The sequence below is a fragment of the Serratia sp. MF1(2023) genome (assembly GCF_030954545.1).
Taxonomy (GTDB): domain Bacteria; phylum Pseudomonadota; class Gammaproteobacteria; order Enterobacterales; family Enterobacteriaceae; genus Serratia; species Serratia sarumanii.
In genome coordinates this window covers 113,647-128,286 of sequence record NZ_JAVHUX010000050.1, presented here as the reverse complement: position 1 = coordinate 128,286, position 14,640 = coordinate 113,647, and the positions used below count along the sequence as shown (strand labels likewise).

Annotated in this window: 13 protein-coding genes; 11 read left to right on the top strand and 2 right to left on the bottom strand. The window is 59.5% G+C overall.

Going from position 1 to position 14,640, the window contains the following annotated elements:
* The first annotated feature begins 49 nt into the window (after positions 1-49).
* A complete protein-coding gene (gene nhaA / locus REA38_RS24305) occupies positions 50-1,216 on the top strand; it encodes a Na+/H+ antiporter NhaA (protein ID WP_308886783.1) in 1,167 nt (388 codons plus the stop codon).
* A 192-nt stretch (positions 1,217-1,408) separates the two neighbouring features.
* The gene (gene nhaR / locus REA38_RS24300) at positions 1,409-2,308 is read left to right on the top strand and encodes a transcriptional activator NhaR (RefSeq protein WP_004932962.1); all 900 of its coding nucleotides are present in this window, start codon (positions 1,409-1,411) and stop codon (positions 2,306-2,308) included.
* A gap of 71 nt (positions 2,309-2,379) precedes the next feature.
* Here the strand turns inward: nhaR and rpsT are convergent, their stop codons facing one another.
* On the bottom strand, positions 2,380-2,643 hold the full coding sequence (gene rpsT, locus REA38_RS24295) for a 30S ribosomal protein S20 (RefSeq protein WP_004932960.1): 264 nt from the start codon (positions 2,641-2,643) through the stop codon (positions 2,380-2,382).
* 390 nt (positions 2,644-3,033) lie between these two features.
* Here rpsT and ribF point away from each other — a divergent pair, with 390 nt between their 5' ends.
* Genes ribF through ispH form a run of 5 tightly spaced genes read left to right on the top strand, consistent with a single transcriptional unit; the run spans position 3,034 to position 8,750 of the window.
* Positions 3,034-3,972 carry a bifunctional riboflavin kinase/FAD synthetase gene (ribF, locus tag REA38_RS24290; protein WP_033649147.1) on the top strand — a complete coding sequence of 313 codons (939 nt, stop codon included), beginning with the start codon at positions 3,034-3,036 and terminating at the stop codon, positions 3,970-3,972.
* Between the two features lie 32 nt (positions 3,973-4,004).
* Entirely contained in the window at positions 4,005-6,821 is a 2,817-nt protein-coding gene (gene ileS, locus REA38_RS24285) for an isoleucine--tRNA ligase (RefSeq protein WP_308886782.1), read from the top strand.
* A 13-nt stretch (positions 6,822-6,834) separates the two neighbouring features.
* Positions 6,835-7,344, top strand: coding sequence for a signal peptidase II (gene lspA, locus REA38_RS24280; RefSeq protein ID WP_041033196.1), 510 nt, complete (start codon positions 6,835-6,837; stop codon positions 7,342-7,344).
* A 1-nt stretch (position 7,345) separates the two neighbouring features.
* Positions 7,346-7,816 carry an FKBP-type peptidyl-prolyl cis-trans isomerase gene (gene fkpB, locus REA38_RS24275; protein WP_033637057.1) on the top strand — a complete coding sequence of 157 codons (471 nt, stop codon included), beginning with the start codon at positions 7,346-7,348 and terminating at the stop codon, positions 7,814-7,816.
* Positions 7,797-8,750 carry a 4-hydroxy-3-methylbut-2-enyl diphosphate reductase gene (gene ispH, locus REA38_RS24270; protein WP_308886781.1) on the top strand — a complete coding sequence of 318 codons (954 nt, stop codon included), beginning with the start codon at positions 7,797-7,799 and terminating at the stop codon, positions 8,748-8,750. Before fkpB ends, ispH begins: the two co-directional genes overlap by 20 nt.
* A gap of 273 nt (positions 8,751-9,023) precedes the next feature.
* On the opposite strand, the gene REA38_RS24265 is transcribed toward ispH, so the two are convergent.
* Positions 9,024-9,929, bottom strand: coding sequence for a LysR family transcriptional regulator (locus REA38_RS24265; protein WP_230199958.1), 906 nt, complete (start codon positions 9,927-9,929; stop codon positions 9,024-9,026).
* A gap of 211 nt (positions 9,930-10,140) precedes the next feature.
* Here REA38_RS24265 and pvcA point away from each other — a divergent pair, with 211 nt between their 5' ends.
* The 4 genes from pvcA (at position 10,141) to dapB (ending at position 14,435) form a co-directional block, all read left to right on the top strand.
* Positions 10,141-11,106 carry an L-tyrosine isonitrile synthase gene (pvcA, locus tag REA38_RS24260; protein ID WP_033637062.1) on the top strand — a complete coding sequence of 322 codons (966 nt, stop codon included), beginning with the start codon at positions 10,141-10,143 and terminating at the stop codon, positions 11,104-11,106.
* Positions 11,107-11,202: 96 nt separating this feature from the next.
* Positions 11,203-12,066, top strand: a complete 864-nt coding sequence (locus tag REA38_RS24255; RefSeq protein WP_033649154.1) for a TauD/TfdA family dioxygenase — start codon at positions 11,203-11,205, stop codon at positions 12,064-12,066.
* Between the two features lie 24 nt (positions 12,067-12,090).
* Complete coding sequence (locus tag REA38_RS24250; RefSeq protein WP_308886792.1) at positions 12,091-13,350, top strand: nucleotide disphospho-sugar-binding domain-containing protein; 1,260 nt, start codon at positions 12,091-12,093, stop codon at positions 13,348-13,350.
* 263 nt (positions 13,351-13,613) lie between these two features.
* Positions 13,614-14,435, top strand: coding sequence for a 4-hydroxy-tetrahydrodipicolinate reductase (gene dapB / locus REA38_RS24245; RefSeq protein WP_060423323.1), 822 nt, complete (start codon positions 13,614-13,616; stop codon positions 14,433-14,435).
* Positions 14,436-14,640 lie beyond the last annotated feature (205 nt).

Genomic DNA, 14,640 nt, shown 5'->3' with positions numbered 1-14,640 from the left:
CTGTGGTTTGCAGGGCGCTACGCCCTGCACAGATTTGGAGAGACGTACTGTGACCAATATCATTCGTCAATTTTTACGTCAGGAAGCTGCGGGCGGCATCATTCTGATCGCGGCGGCAATCGTCGCCCTGATCATGGCCAACACCCCGGCGCAGGGGATCTATCAGGCATTCCTTAACCTGCCGGTGATGGTGAAGATTGCTTCGCTGGAGATCGCCAAGCCGCTGCTGCTGTGGATCAACGATGGCCTGATGGCCATTTTCTTCCTGGTGGTGGGGCTGGAGGTCAAGCGCGAGTTGATGCAAGGCTCGCTGTCCGGGCGCGACAAGGCGGTGTTTCCGGCGATCGCCGCGCTGGGGGGCATGCTGGCGCCGGTGCTGATTTACCTGCTGTTCAACGGCGCGGATGAAGTCACCCGCCAGGGCTGGGCTATCCCGGCCGCGACCGATATCGCCTTCGCGCTGGGCGTAATGGCGCTGCTGGGCAACCGGGTGCCGACCAGCCTGAAAGTGTTCCTGCTGGCGTTGGCGATCATCGATGACCTGGGCGTGATTATCATCATCGCGCTGTTCTACACCCACGAAGTGTCGATGGTGGCGCTGGGCGTGGCGGCGGCGGCGACGGTGCTATTGGCGGTAATGAACTGGCGTGGCGTGGGTAAAACCTCGCTGTATATGATGGTCGGCCTGGTGTTGTGGGTAGCGATCCTCAAGTCCGGGGTGCATGCGACGCTGGCCGGGGTGATCGTCGGCTTTATGATCCCGCTGAACGTGAAGAAGGGGCCGTCGCCGTCGGAAACGCTGGAACATGAGCTGCACCCCTGGGTTGCGTTTATGATCCTGCCGCTGTTCGCTTTCGCCAACGCCGGGGTTTCTTTGCAGGGCGTATCGCTGGAAGGATTGACGTCGCTGCTGCCGGTTGGGATTGCGGCCGGCCTGTTTATCGGTAAGCCGCTGGGGATTTTCCTCTTCAGCCTGCTGGCGGTGAAAATGGGCATCGCCCGTTTGCCTGAAGGCATCGGCTTCAAACAGGTGTTTGCCGTTTCGGTGCTCTGCGGCATTGGTTTCACCATGTCGATTTTTATCGCCTCGCTGGCGTTCGGCGATGCGGATGCGGCGCTCAGCACCTATTCCCGCCTGGGGATCTTGTTGGGCTCCACCGCTGCGGCGGTGGTAGGGTATGGATTGCTGCGTCTGGCGTTGCCGCGCGTACGTTAATCCTGAATGTGCCCGGTAAGGGCACATAATAAAATGGCTGGTCGGAGCTGCACGGTATAAAATATGTGCAGCTTCGGCCGTTGTTCGTTGGGACTAATGGGGCTATACGTTGTCTGAAGCAGGGAAAGGAAGTTTGTCGCTCGTCACGGCACACCGTTTGCCGCTGCGAAACGTTGTTAAGGAGAGCCGCTCGTGAGGATGTCGCATATCAACTTTAATCACCTTTACTATTTCTGGCAGGTCTGCAAGGCCGGTTCCGTGGTCGGTGCCGCCGAAGCGTTGTTTCTGACGCCGCAGACCATCACCGGCCAGATCAAAGCGCTGGAAGAGCGGTTGGACGGCAAGCTGTTCAAACGTCAAGGGCGCGGGTTGGTGCCTTCGGAGCTGGGGCAACTGGTGTTTCGTTATGCCGACAAGATGTTTATGCTCAGCCAGGAAATGCTGGATATCGTCAACTACCGCAAAGAGTCGAATCTGCTGTTCGACGTCGGCGTGGCCGATGCGCTGTCGAAGCGCCTGGTCAGCCAGGTATTGGAAACGGCGGTGGTGGTGGACAACGAACAGATCCACCTGCGTTGCTTTGAATCGACGCACGAGATGCTGCTGGAGCAGCTCAGCCAGCACAAGCTGGATATGATCCTGTCGGATTGTCCGGTGGACTCCAGCCAGCAGGAAGGGCTGTTCTCGCTGAAGCTGGGCGAGTGCGGCATCAGCTTCTTCTGCCGCCAGCCGGCGCCGGAGCTGCCGTTCCCGGCTTGTCTGGAGCAGCGTAAACTGCTGATCCCCGGCCGCCGCTCGATGCTGGGGCGCAAGCTGCTCAACTGGTTCAATACGCAGGGCATTCAGGTGGAGATCCTGGGCGAGTTCGACGATGCGGCGCTGATGAAGGCCTTCGGCATGTATCACAATGCGATTTTCGTGGCGCCGACGTTGTATGCGCAGGATACCTACAACGATGACAACGTGGTGGAGATTGGGCGCATCGACAGCGTGCAGGAGGAGTATTACATCATCTTCGCCGAGCGCATGATCCAGCATCCGGCGGTGCAGCGCGTGTGCAATAAAGATTTTTCTGCGCTGTTTTCCTGCTAGCGGTTCACTGAACGCAGGACGTAAAAAAACCGGCCTGAGCCGGTTTTTTTATCAAGCAGATAACGAAATGCTTATTGCATTGCGTTGATGCGTGCAGTCAGGTTTGACTTATGACGCGCTGCTTTGTTTTTGTGGATCAGGCCTTTAGCTGCCTGACGGTCCACCAGGGGCTGCATTACCAGGAATGCATTTTGTGCTGCTTCTTTGTCGCCAGCTGCGATAGCTGCGTCTACCTTCTTGATGAAGGTACGCACCATTGAGCGACGGCTTGCGTTATGCTTGCGGCGTTTCTCAGACTGTACGGCGCGTTTCTTAGCTGATTTGATATTAGCCAAGGTCCAACTCCCAAATATATTCTATTGAGGACAATTCAAAGGCCGAGGAATATGCCCTTTTAGCCTTCGTTTGTCAATGGATTTGTGCAAATAAGCGCCGTTTGTACAGGCGGCACTCGCTACGTTGTGATGGCGCAGGATTTTACCAGCTTCGCTCTTGGGAATACAGTGTTTCGCGAGAAAATTCGCCAATGTTTTGCCGCGGCGGGCGCAAGCCGTTGGCTGCGGTCGAGAATCGGCCCGGCGGCGCCGGATAAACTGCGGCGAAGCCGTTTCACGCGCAGATTATCTCCGGTATGGTGTGTCTATTACATAAAGGCACCAATCGCGGGTTAACCTTACCGGCTGTACAAGGTATAATCCGCCGATTTCCACTGTTTTGAGCCAGCTATGGAGCTAATTCGCGGCATTCACAATATCCGGGCGCGCCACCATGGTTGCGTGCTCACCATCGGCAACTTTGACGGCGTGCATCGCGGTCATCAGGCGTTGCTGGAGCAGTTGAAGCAACAAGGGCAACGCCTCGGGCTGCCGGTGATGGTCATGATCTTTGAGCCGCAGCCGCTGGAGATGTTCGCCGCAGACAAGGCGCCGGCCCGCTTGACGCGCCTGCGCGACAAGGCCAACTACCTGGCGCAGGCGGGCGTCGATTACCTGCTCTGCGTCAAGTTCGATCCGCGTTTTGCCGCCAACACCGCGCAGGCGTTCGTCGCCGAGCTGCTGGTGGAAAAGCTGGGCGTCAAATTCCTGATGGTGGGGGATGATTTTCGCTTTGGCGCCGGGCGCCAGGGCGATTTTCCGCTATTGCAGCAGGCCGGAAAAGAGTACGGCTTCGAGGTGGTCAGCACCCCGACCTTCCGCGAAGGCGATCGGCGCATCAGCAGCACCGCGATCCGCACCGCGCTGAGCGAGGACGATCTGCCGCTGGCGGAGACCCTGCTGGGTCACCCGTACAGCATCTCCGGGCGCGTGGTGCATGGCGACGAGCTGGGCCGCACCATCGGCTTCCCGACCGCCAACCTGCCGCTCAAGCGCCTGGTGGCGCCGGTGAAAGGGGTGTATGCGGTGGAAGTGTACGGCCTGGGGCCGCAGCCGCTGCCGGGCGTGGCCAATATCGGTACGCGCCCGACCGTCGCCGGCGTGCGCCAGCAGCTGGAAGTGCATCTGCTGGATGTCACAATGGATCTTTACGGGCGCCATATTGAGGTGGTGCTCCGCGCAAAATTGCGCAATGAACAGCGGTTTGCTTCGCTCGATGCCCTGAAGCAGCAAATCGCCAATGATGTGGTGACGGCCCGGAAGTTCTTCGGGCTACAGACACCGGTTTAATCTCTATAGCCGAAAACGGAACCGAGAATCTAATGAGTGACTACAAGAATACCCTGAACTTGCCGGAAACAGGGTTCCCGATGCGCGGCGATCTCGCCAAGCGCGAACCTGGCATGCTGCAACGTTGGTATGAACAGGATCTGTACGGGATTATTCGTACTGCCAAAAAGGGCAAAAAAACCTTCATTTTGCATGACGGCCCTCCGTATGCGAACGGCAGCATTCACATTGGTCACTCGGTTAACAAGATTCTCAAAGACATTATCATCAAGTCGAAAGGGATGGCCGGCTTCGACTCGCCTTATGTGCCGGGTTGGGACTGCCACGGCCTGCCGATCGAACTGAAGGTTGAACAGCTGTACGGCAAACCGGGCGAGAAGCTGACGGCGGCCGAGTTCCGCCAGAAGTGCCGCGAGTACGCGGCCGAGCAGGTTGAAGGCCAGAAAAAGGACTTCATCCGCCTGGGCGTGCTGGGCGACTGGGATCGTCCGTACCTGACCATGGACTTCAAAACCGAAGCCAACATCATCCGCGCGCTGGGCAAGATCATCAGCAACGGCCACCTGCTGAAAGGCGCCAAGCCGGTTCACTGGTGCACCGACTGCGGATCGTCGCTGGCGGAAGCGGAAGTGGAGTATTACGACAAGACTTCGCCGTCGATCGACGTGACTTTCCATGCGGCCGACGCGGCTGCCGTGGCGGCCAAGTTCGGCGTGAGCAACTTCAGCGGCGCCATCTCCCTGGTTATCTGGACCACCACCCCGTGGACACTGCCGGCCAACCGCGCGATCTCGCTGCACCCGGACTTCACCTATCAGCTGGTGCAGGTTGACGGCCAGTGCCTGATCCTGGCGGCCGAGCTGGTGGAAAGCGTGATGAAACGCGCCGGCATCACCGAATGGGCGGTGCTGGGCAGCTGCAAAGGCGCCGATCTGGAGCTGCTGCGCTTCAAACACCCGTTTATGGGCTTCGACGTGCCGGCCATTATGGGCGAGCACGTGACGCTGGACGCCGGTACCGGTGCGGTGCATACCGCAGGTGGCCACGGTCCGGATGACTTCGTCATCAGCCAAAAATACGGTCTGGAGATCGCCAACCCGGTAGGGCCGAACGGCTGCTACCTGACCGGTACCCATCCGCTGCTGGACGGCAAGTTCGTCTTCAAGGCCAACGATCTGATCGTCGATCTGCTGCGCGAGAAAGGCGCGCTGCTGCACGTCGAGAAGTTCCTGCACAGCTATCCGTGCTGCTGGCGCCACAAGACGCCAATCATCTTCCGCGCCACGCCGCAATGGTTCATCAGCATGGATCAGAAAGGCCTGCGTCAGCAGTCGCTGGAAGAGATCAAAGGCGTGCAGTGGATCCCGGATTGGGGCCAGGCGCGCATCGAAATGATGGTGGCCAACCGCCCGGACTGGTGCATCTCGCGTCAGCGCACCTGGGGCGTGCCGATGTCGCTGTTCGTGCATAAAGAAACCGAGCAGCTGCACCCGCGCAGCGTTGAGCTGATGGAAGAAGTGGCCAAGCGCGTCGAGCAAGACGGCATTCAGGCCTGGTGGGATCTGGACGCCGCCGACATCCTCGGCGCGGACGCCGCCGACTACGTGAAAGTGCCGGATACGCTGGACGTGTGGTTCGACTCCGGTTCCACCCACGCTTCGGTGGTCGACGTGCGTCCTGAGTTCTACGGCCACAGCGCCGACATGTATCTGGAAGGCTCCGACCAACACCGCGGCTGGTTTATGTCATCGCTGATGATCTCCACCGCGATGAAAGGCAAGGCGCCTTATAAAGAAGTGCTGACCCACGGCTTCACCGTCGACGGCCAGGGCCGCAAGATGTCCAAGTCGATCGGCAACACCGTCAGCCCGCAGGACGTGATGAACAAGCTGGGCGGCGACATTCTGCGCCTGTGGGTGGCGTCGACCGATTACACCGGCGAAATCGCGGTGTCCGATGAGATCCTCAAGCGTTCCGCCGACTCTTATCGCCGCATCCGCAACACCGCGCGCTTCCTGCTGGCCAACCTGAACGGGTTCGAGCCGAGCACCGATTGCGTGGCGCCGGAAGACATGGTGGTGCTGGATCGCTGGGCGGTCGGCCGTGCGCTGGCGGCGCAGCAGGATATCGAGCAGGCTTACGCCAACTACGATTTCCATGAAGTGGTGCAGCGTCTGATGCAGTTCTGCTCGGTCGAGATGGGCTCCTTCTACCTGGATATCATCAAGGATCGTCAGTACACCGCGAAGAGCGACAGCGTCGCCCGCCGCAGCTGCCAGACCGCGCTGTATCACATCGTGGAAGCGCTGGTGCGCTGGATGGCGCCGATCATGTCGTTCACTGCGGACGAGATCTGGGGCTTCATGCCGGGCAAACGCGCGCAGTACGTGTTCACCGAAGAGTGGTACGACGGCCTGTTCGGGCTGGCGGAAGGCGAGCCGATGAACGACGCTTTCTGGGCCGAGCTGCTGAAAGTGCGCGGCGAAGTGAACAAGGTGCTGGAGCAGGCGCGCGCCGACAAACGCCTCGGCGGTTCGCTGGAAGCGGCGGTGACGCTGTATGCCGACAGCGAGCTGGCGGCGCGCCTGAACAGCCTGCAGGATGAGCTGCGCTTCGTGCTGCTGACCTCTGCGGCAAGCGTGGCGCCATTGGCGGAGGCGCCGGCCGACGCGCAGGCTTCCGAGCTGCTGAAAGGGCTGAAGATCGCCTTCAGCACGGCGCCGGGTGAGAAGTGCCCGCGCTGCTGGCATTACACCACCGATATCGGCCTGGTGGCGGAGCACGCAGACATCTGCGGCCGCTGTGTAAGCAACGTCGCCGGTGACGGCGAGAAGCGTAACTTTGCCTGAGAACTCGCGCCTGATGAGTAAATCAATTTGTTCGACCGGCCTGCGTTGGCTGTGGGTTGTGGTGGCGGTGCTGGCGCTGGATTTCGGCAGCAAGCAGTGGATCCTCGCTAACTTTACGCTGGGGCAGTCCCAGCCGTTGATCCCGTCGTTCAACCTGTTTTACGCGCGCAACTACGGCGCCGCGTTCAGCTTCCTCGCCGATCACGGCGGCTGGCAGCGCTGGTTCTTCGCCGGCATCGCCATCGCCATCGTTGCGGTGCTGCTGGTGATGATGTACCGCAGTGCGGCGCAGCAGAAGCTGAACAACATCGCCTACGCCTTTATCATCGGCGGGGCGCTGGGCAATCTGTTCGACCGCCTGTGGCACGGTTTCGTGGTCGATTTCATCGACTTCTACGTCGGTGACTGGCACTACCCGACCTTCAATCTGGCGGACAGCTTTATCTGCGTGGGCGCGGCGATGATCGTGCTGGAAGGTTTCCTGTCGCCGGCGAACAAAAGCGCAAAGAGTAAAGGTGAGTAATATGACGGCTCAGGTTATCAGTGACAGCGCGGTGCTGGTTCACTTTACGCTGAAACTGGAAGACGGTTCGACCGCCGAATCCACCCGCAGCAGCGGCAAGCCGGCGCTGTTCCGCCTCGGGGACGGCAGCCTGTCGGCACCGCTGGAAGCGCAGCTGCTTGGCCTGCGCGCGGGCGACAAATGCGCCTTTACCCTGCAGCCGGAAGCGGCGTTCGGCGCGGAGAACCCGGATCTGGTTCAGTTCTTCTCGCGCCGCGACTTCGCGGAAACCGGCGTGCCGGACGTGGGCACCATCATGCTGTTTACCGCCATCGACGGCAGTGAAATGCCGGGCGTGGTGCGCGCGGTGGCGGAAGATTCGATCACCGTCGATTTCAACCATCCGCTGGCGGGCCATCCGGTGACCTTCGATATCGAAGTGCTGGAGATCGATCCGCAGCAGGAGGAGATGCATGCAAATATTGCTGGCTAACCCGCGCGGCTTCTGCGCCGGGGTTGATCGTGCGATCAGCATCGTGGAACGCGCGCTGGAGCTGTATGGCGCGCCGATCTACGTGCGGCATGAAGTGGTGCACAACCGTTACGTGGTCGACAGCCTGCGTGAGCGCGGCGCGGTGTTTATCGAAGAGATAGCCGAAGTGCCGGACGGCTCTATCCTGATCTTCTCGGCGCACGGCGTTTCTCAGGCGGTGCGTGCCGAAGCCAAGGCGCGCGATCTGACCATGCTGTTCGACGCCACTTGCCCGCTGGTGACCAAGGTGCATATGGAAGTAGCGCGCGCCAGCCGCCGCGGCACCGAAGCGATCCTGATCGGCCACGCCGGGCACCCGGAGGTGGAAGGCACCATGGGCCAGTACAGCAACCCGCAGGGTGGCATGTACCTGGTCGAATCGCCGGAAGACGTGTGGAAGCTGCAGGTGAAAGACGAAAACAATCTGTGCTTCATGACGCAGACCACGCTGTCGGTGGATGATACCTTGGACGTGATCGACGCCTTGCGTCAGCGTTTCCCGAAAATTATCGGGCCACGTAAGGATGATATCTGCTACGCCACCACCAACCGTCAGGAAGCGGTGCGCAACCTGGCCGGCGATGCGGACGTGGTGCTGGTGGTGGGGTCGAAGAACTCCTCCAACTCCAACCGTCTGGCGGAACTGGCGCAGCGCGTCGGCAAACCGGCTTATCTGATCGACTCGGCGGCGGATATTCAGGAAAGCTGGCTGAGCGAAGCGCGCAATATCGGCGTTACCGCCGGCGCCTCGGCACCGGACGTGCTGGTGCAGGAGGTGATCTCTCGCCTGAAAGCGCTGGGTGGCCTGGACGTGCATGAAATCAGCGGGCGTGAAGAGAACATCGTGTTTGAAGTGCCTAAAGAGCTGCGCGTGGACGTTCGTCAGATCGATTGACATGCGCCGGCGGGTGACAACGGGGAGCTTAGGCTTCCCGTTTTTTTTGGAAAGCGCGCCGCGTAAAAAATAATATTCCATGCATATTCAAATTTTCTGCTAACTAAAGCCAAATTTATTCTGAGTATTTGAAATAACGTCGGTGTGATTAATTATATAGGCTGGCGAAAAGTTATTAATAAAGATATCATTAGGCTGCAATCTAAATAGGACCCGGTGTTGGTAAGGTGATTACAATAATTACAATAATAGATATTGCAGATGTTTCTTATTTTATTCCTGACGGATATGTTCTACGGCGCTTAATCCCTTCTCCTGCAAATAGAGTTTCATATGCTCCAGCAATCGTCTGACTTTTAATGGCTGGCTCTCCCTGCGCGGCATAATGGCGTAGCAATTAATTTCCGGTAACCGCCAATCGGGCAATATTTCAATCAGCTCGCCGCTGCGCAATTCACGTTCAACGTTGGCGAAGAAATTGCGAATGATACCCTTGCCGGTCAGCGCCAACTCCTTCATCGCCATACCGCTGTTGGTGAACAAGCGCCCGGTCATGCGCATGCGGTGTTCACCGCCGTTACGATGGATCAGACGGACAAACTGCGGGTTGCCGAGCGGCGTAAAGGTGACCCATTGGTGGTGCGTCAGCGCCTGTGGCGAATCCGGCACGCCGTGATGCGCCAGGTAAGCCGGCGAGGCGCACAGCACTTCGCGGCAGCACGCCAGCCGCGTGGAAACGTAGCTGGAGTCGGCCAGCACGCCGCCGCGTATCGCCAGATCGATGCGCTGCGTGATGAGATCTATCTTCTCATCGTGGATTTCCAGCCGCAGCGTGAGACGGGGATGTTCGTCGAGAAAACTTTGCAGCGCAGGCACCAGGTAGTGAGTGGCGAATTCGGTGGAGGTGGCGACGCGCAGCTCACCGACCAGTTCGCCGCGCAGCGCGGCGATCCGTTGTTGGCCACGTTCGGCGGCGTGGATCATCAGCAGGCAATCTTCATAAAAGCACAATCCGGCTTCGGTCAGACTCAATGAACGCGTCGATCGCAGCAGTAATTGAATGCCCAGATGTTCCTCCAACTGGCGAATATGCTGGCTGACGGCGGAAGTCGTCATGCCCAATTCTTTTGCCGCCATGCTGAATGCGCCGCAATCGACCACTTTTGAGAAAATGGCCATGCGTTTTAAAATATTGCTCATAGTTTGTTAAGCACAACTTAACCAAGATTGTGAATTATACGGGCTAATAATATAGCACTATCTCTTCTATATTGCCTGAAGCACATAAACGCCGGGCTGATTATTATTTCGCAGGGTTTTTTCTCTTTTTGATAAATCTTATTGCGCTTATCAATAATTCACCCGCGCCACATCGCAACAGGAGCTCATTGTGGACAGCGCTCAGAAAGAAGAAATATCGTTAAAAATTCTACGTGAATTATTGCAATACCGCCGCCGCTTCCCCGGTGACGATACCTCGATTGCCGAAGAAGAACGGCGGGTCACTCAGGTGCAATTGCCGCGCATTCGGGCATTCATTGAAAACGAGCAACGTATCGAATTCGTGCTGCCGGCCTTTCCCACCAAGTCGCCCAACACCAACAAGGTGATCGGCGCGGTGCCGGACATGGCGGAGCGGCTGTCGCTGATCTTCCTCAACTCGCTGTGCCAGCGCATTCAACTCTATTACCCGCCGGGGGCGCATATCGTTATCTGCTCCGACGGCCACGTGTTCGGCGATCTGATCCGCGTCAGCGATGAAGCGATCAACCACTATCAGCGTGAGATTGAAAGCCTGCTGCATGAAGTGGGCGCGACGCACCTGAGCGTGTTCAACCTCGGCGACGTCAAAGGCCTGGCGGAACATACCGATGATTACGATCTGCTGCGCCGGCTGTTGGTGGAGGGCTATGCCGAATCGGAAGAGGCGATCAAGCAACAGCTGATGCAGGACGAACAGGGCCTCTTGCTGTACCGCGCCATCACGCGATTCCTGTATGAAGACAGCCAGCTGCCGGGCTACAGCGGTTCCAACGCCGCGCTGCAGAAAGACGCCAAACAACGCGCCTGCGGCGTGATCCAGCGCAGCTGGGCCTGGGGCAACCTGCTGGCGCAGCATTTCCCGGCGGCGATCCGCCTGTCGATTCACCCGCAACCGGCCGACAGCCTGAAAATGGGCATCCACATGATGCCGACCAAAGACGACTGGCTGACGCCGTGGCACGGCGTGGCGGCCAACGTGAACGGCCAGTTCGTGCTGATGAAGCGTAAAGACGCGCAGAGCCTGGACGGCGAACTGGTGGAGATCCGCGGCACGCCGAGCCATTACCTGATCGAACAACCGCAGATGGCCTGAGGCCGTGGCGGGCTTTTGCGCCCGAAATCCTGGCGGGCGCGTTTTTGACGGCACGTTGCCGTGTGAGCAGCACATTCGATGCAAGGAGAATCACCGATGAACAACCAACCGCTTAATTGCCATATTCAACCGAATACCCCGTTTGGCGCGATCCTGACGCCGCAGCATCCGGGACAAAAGATCGGCGAGCTGCCGGTGGCGGCGCTGCGGGCGCTGGCGCAGGAACACCACTTGCTGGTGCTGCGCGGATTCGACTCGGGTTTCAGCGAGGCGGAAGTTCTGACTCGCTACGCTGAGCAGTGGGGCGAGATCATGATGTGGCCGTTCGGCGCGGTGCTGGACGTGAAGGAGCATCCGGACGCCAAGGATCATATCTTCGACAGCAGTTACGTCCCGCTGCACTGGGATGGCATGTATAAGCCGACCATCCCCGAGTTCCAGCTGTTCCACTGCGTGGCGGCGCCGTCGCCGGACGAAGGCGGATGCACCACCTTCGTCGACACCACGCGGCTGTTGGCCAATGCGGACGAAGCGCTGCTGGATCAGTGGCTGTCGGTCTCGATCACCTACCGCATCAAGCAGGTGGTGCATTACGGCGGCGAAGTCTGTTCGCCGCTGGTGGTGCAGCACCCGAACGGCAGGGGCTTAATCATGCGCTACAATGAACCGCCGACGGAAGGAAAAAAATTCCTCAATCAACATGCGCTGGAATACCACGGCGTGCCGGAACACCAGCAGGAACAGTTCCACCACACTCTGCAGCAGCACCTGTACGATCCGCGTCACTATTATGCCCATCAGTGGCAGCAGGGCGACGTGGTGGTGGCGGACAACTTCTCGCTGCTGCACGGCCGTGAAGGTTTTACCGCCCGTTCCGCGCGTCATTTGCAGCGCGTGCATATTCAGAGCAACCCGGTGTGCGCCAATCTGGCGCTGAAGCCGGCCAACGCAGAAGCGTAAAGGAGCATTATGGCAAGGATACTGATGGCGGCGGTCGCCACTCCGGGGCACGTCTACCCGATGTTAGCCATCGCTCGCCACCTGATTGCCCAAGGGCATCAGGTGCGGGTGATGACCGGCGCGCTGTTTCACGAACGCGCCGAGGCGGCGGGCGCGAGCTTCGTGCCGTTCGACGCGCAGGTGGATTTCGATTACCGCCACCTGGAAGAGCACTTCCCCGAGCGCGCCGCGCTGCCGCCGGGCAATGCGCAGATGGCGCTGGCGCTGAAGGATTTCTTCGCCGCGCCGATCCCGTTGCTGGATCGGCAGCTGCGTGCGGCCATCGCCGCCGAAAAGACCGATCTGCTGATGGTGGAGAACTGCTTCTACGGCGTGCTGCCGCTGCTGCAGTCCGCCGAGCGGCCGCCGGTCTTCGGTATCGGCGTTACGCCGCTGTCGTATTCTTCGCGCGATGCTATTTTTTATGGCCCGCGTATCCCGCCGGCGCTGCTGCCGCAGGCGTTGACCCGTGAGCAGTTGGTGGATGAGGAAACGCGCGTGCTGATCGATGACGTGCAGCAGAGCTTCGATGCGGCGCTGCTGCAGGCGGGCGGGCGGGCGCTGGATCGCCCGTTCACCGACGCGCTGATCGGTGGCTGCGAGCGTTTCCTGCAGCTGGCTACCACGGCGCTGGAATATGAGCGTGACGATCTGCCGAGCGGCGTGCGATTCGTCGGCCCGCTGCGCAGCGGCGGCCAGCCAGCGGCGGAAGAGACGCTGTGGGAGGCGGACGATCGTCGGCAGCTGGTGATCGTGTCTCAGGGCACGCTGGCCAATGTCGATCTGCATCAGCTGATCGTGCCGACGCTGCAAGCGCTGGCGCATCTGCCGGTGCGGGTGCTGGCCACCACCGGCGGACGGGCGACGGAAGGGCTGATGGACGCGCTGCCGGGCAATGCCAGAGTGCGGGAGTTTATCTCCTTCGAACGCTGGCTGCCGGAGGCGGCGCTGCTGATCACCAACGGCGGCTACGGCTCGATCAACTATGCGCTGGACAGCGGCGTGCCGCTGATCGTCGCCGGCACCGGCGAGGACAAGCTGGAGGCGGCCGCGCGCGTGGTGGCCGCTGGCTGCGGCATCAGCCTGCACACCAGCACGCCAAGCGCCGAACAGATCCTGGCGGCGGCGACGCGCATTCTGCAGCAGCCGATCTATCGGCAACGTGCGGCGCTGGTGCGTGAGGACTATGCCCGCCACGACGCGCTGACGGCGATCGCCAACGAAGTGGCCGCTATCACCGCCTGACCTCGCCGTTCTCCTTTCCGCAGGCGCCGTTTTCGGCGCCTTTATCCCGCATTTTTTTGCCATGGAAACTGCATGATTATGTACAATCGTCGCAGGCCGCCAAATCGGTTGAATGTTAATCTCACGACAGCGCCGCTGATGAAAGCGGGGGAATATCATAATTTTCTAATTATGAAATGAATCCTCTGGCGACGCTGAAGCGGGGCGGTTACCCTGAATCGATAGCCTAATGGGATAGGCGTCAAATCAAGAAGAGAGCAAGCATGAGTGATACACAAATCCGCATTGCGATTGCGGGCGCCGGCGGCCGGATGGGCCGTCAGTTGATCCAGGCGGTGCAGCAGGCGGAAGGCGTGGTATTGGGGGCGGCGCTGTCGCGCCCGGGTTCCAGCCTGATCGGCGTCGACGCCGGTGAGCTGGCGGGCATTGGCGCGCTGGGCGTCAAGGTGAGCGACAGTCTGGAGAAGGTGGCGAACGAGTTCGATATTTTGATCGACTTCACCCGCCCGGAAAGCACCCGGGGCTACCTGGATTTTTGCGTGGCGCACCACAAGGCGATGGTGATTGGCACTACCGGCTTCGATGACGCCGGCAAGCAGGCGATCCGCGATGCGGCGCAGCATATCGGCATCGTGTTCGCCGCCAACTTCAGCGTCGGCGTCAACCTGGTGCTGAAACTGCTGGAGAAGGCCGCGCAGGTGATGGGCGACTATACCGATATCGAAATCGTTGAGGCGCACCACCGCCACAAAGTGGATGCGCCGTCGGGCACGGCGTTGGCCATGGGCGAAGCGATCGCCGGCGCGCTGGGGCGCGATCTGAAAAGCTGCGCGGTCTATGCGCGCGAAGGCCATACCGGCGAGCGCGATCCGAAAAGCATCGGCTTTGCCACCATTCGCGCCGGAGACATCGTTGGCGAGCACACCGCGATGTTCGCCGACATCGGTGAACGGGTGGAAATCACCCATAAAGCCTCCAGCCGTATGACTTTTGCCAGCGGCGCGGTGCGCGCGGCTTCCTGGTTACATAACCGTGATAAAGGTCTGTTTGATATGCGCGACGTGTTGGATTTGGACCAATTATAATTAATTTGCATACCATCGTGATGTGGTTGTGTTTATCATAATGCTATGATAATCGGACAATAAATCTATTGTCCTTTTTTTTAACATGAAAAATGAAGTGTTGGTGTGTTTTTGTTGTCGTGATTGTTATTTATCGATGATTATCTCGCTAATCACCCCGTTTTCATCCACCAGATCCCATTTCAGCGTCTTTTTAAGCCCATTC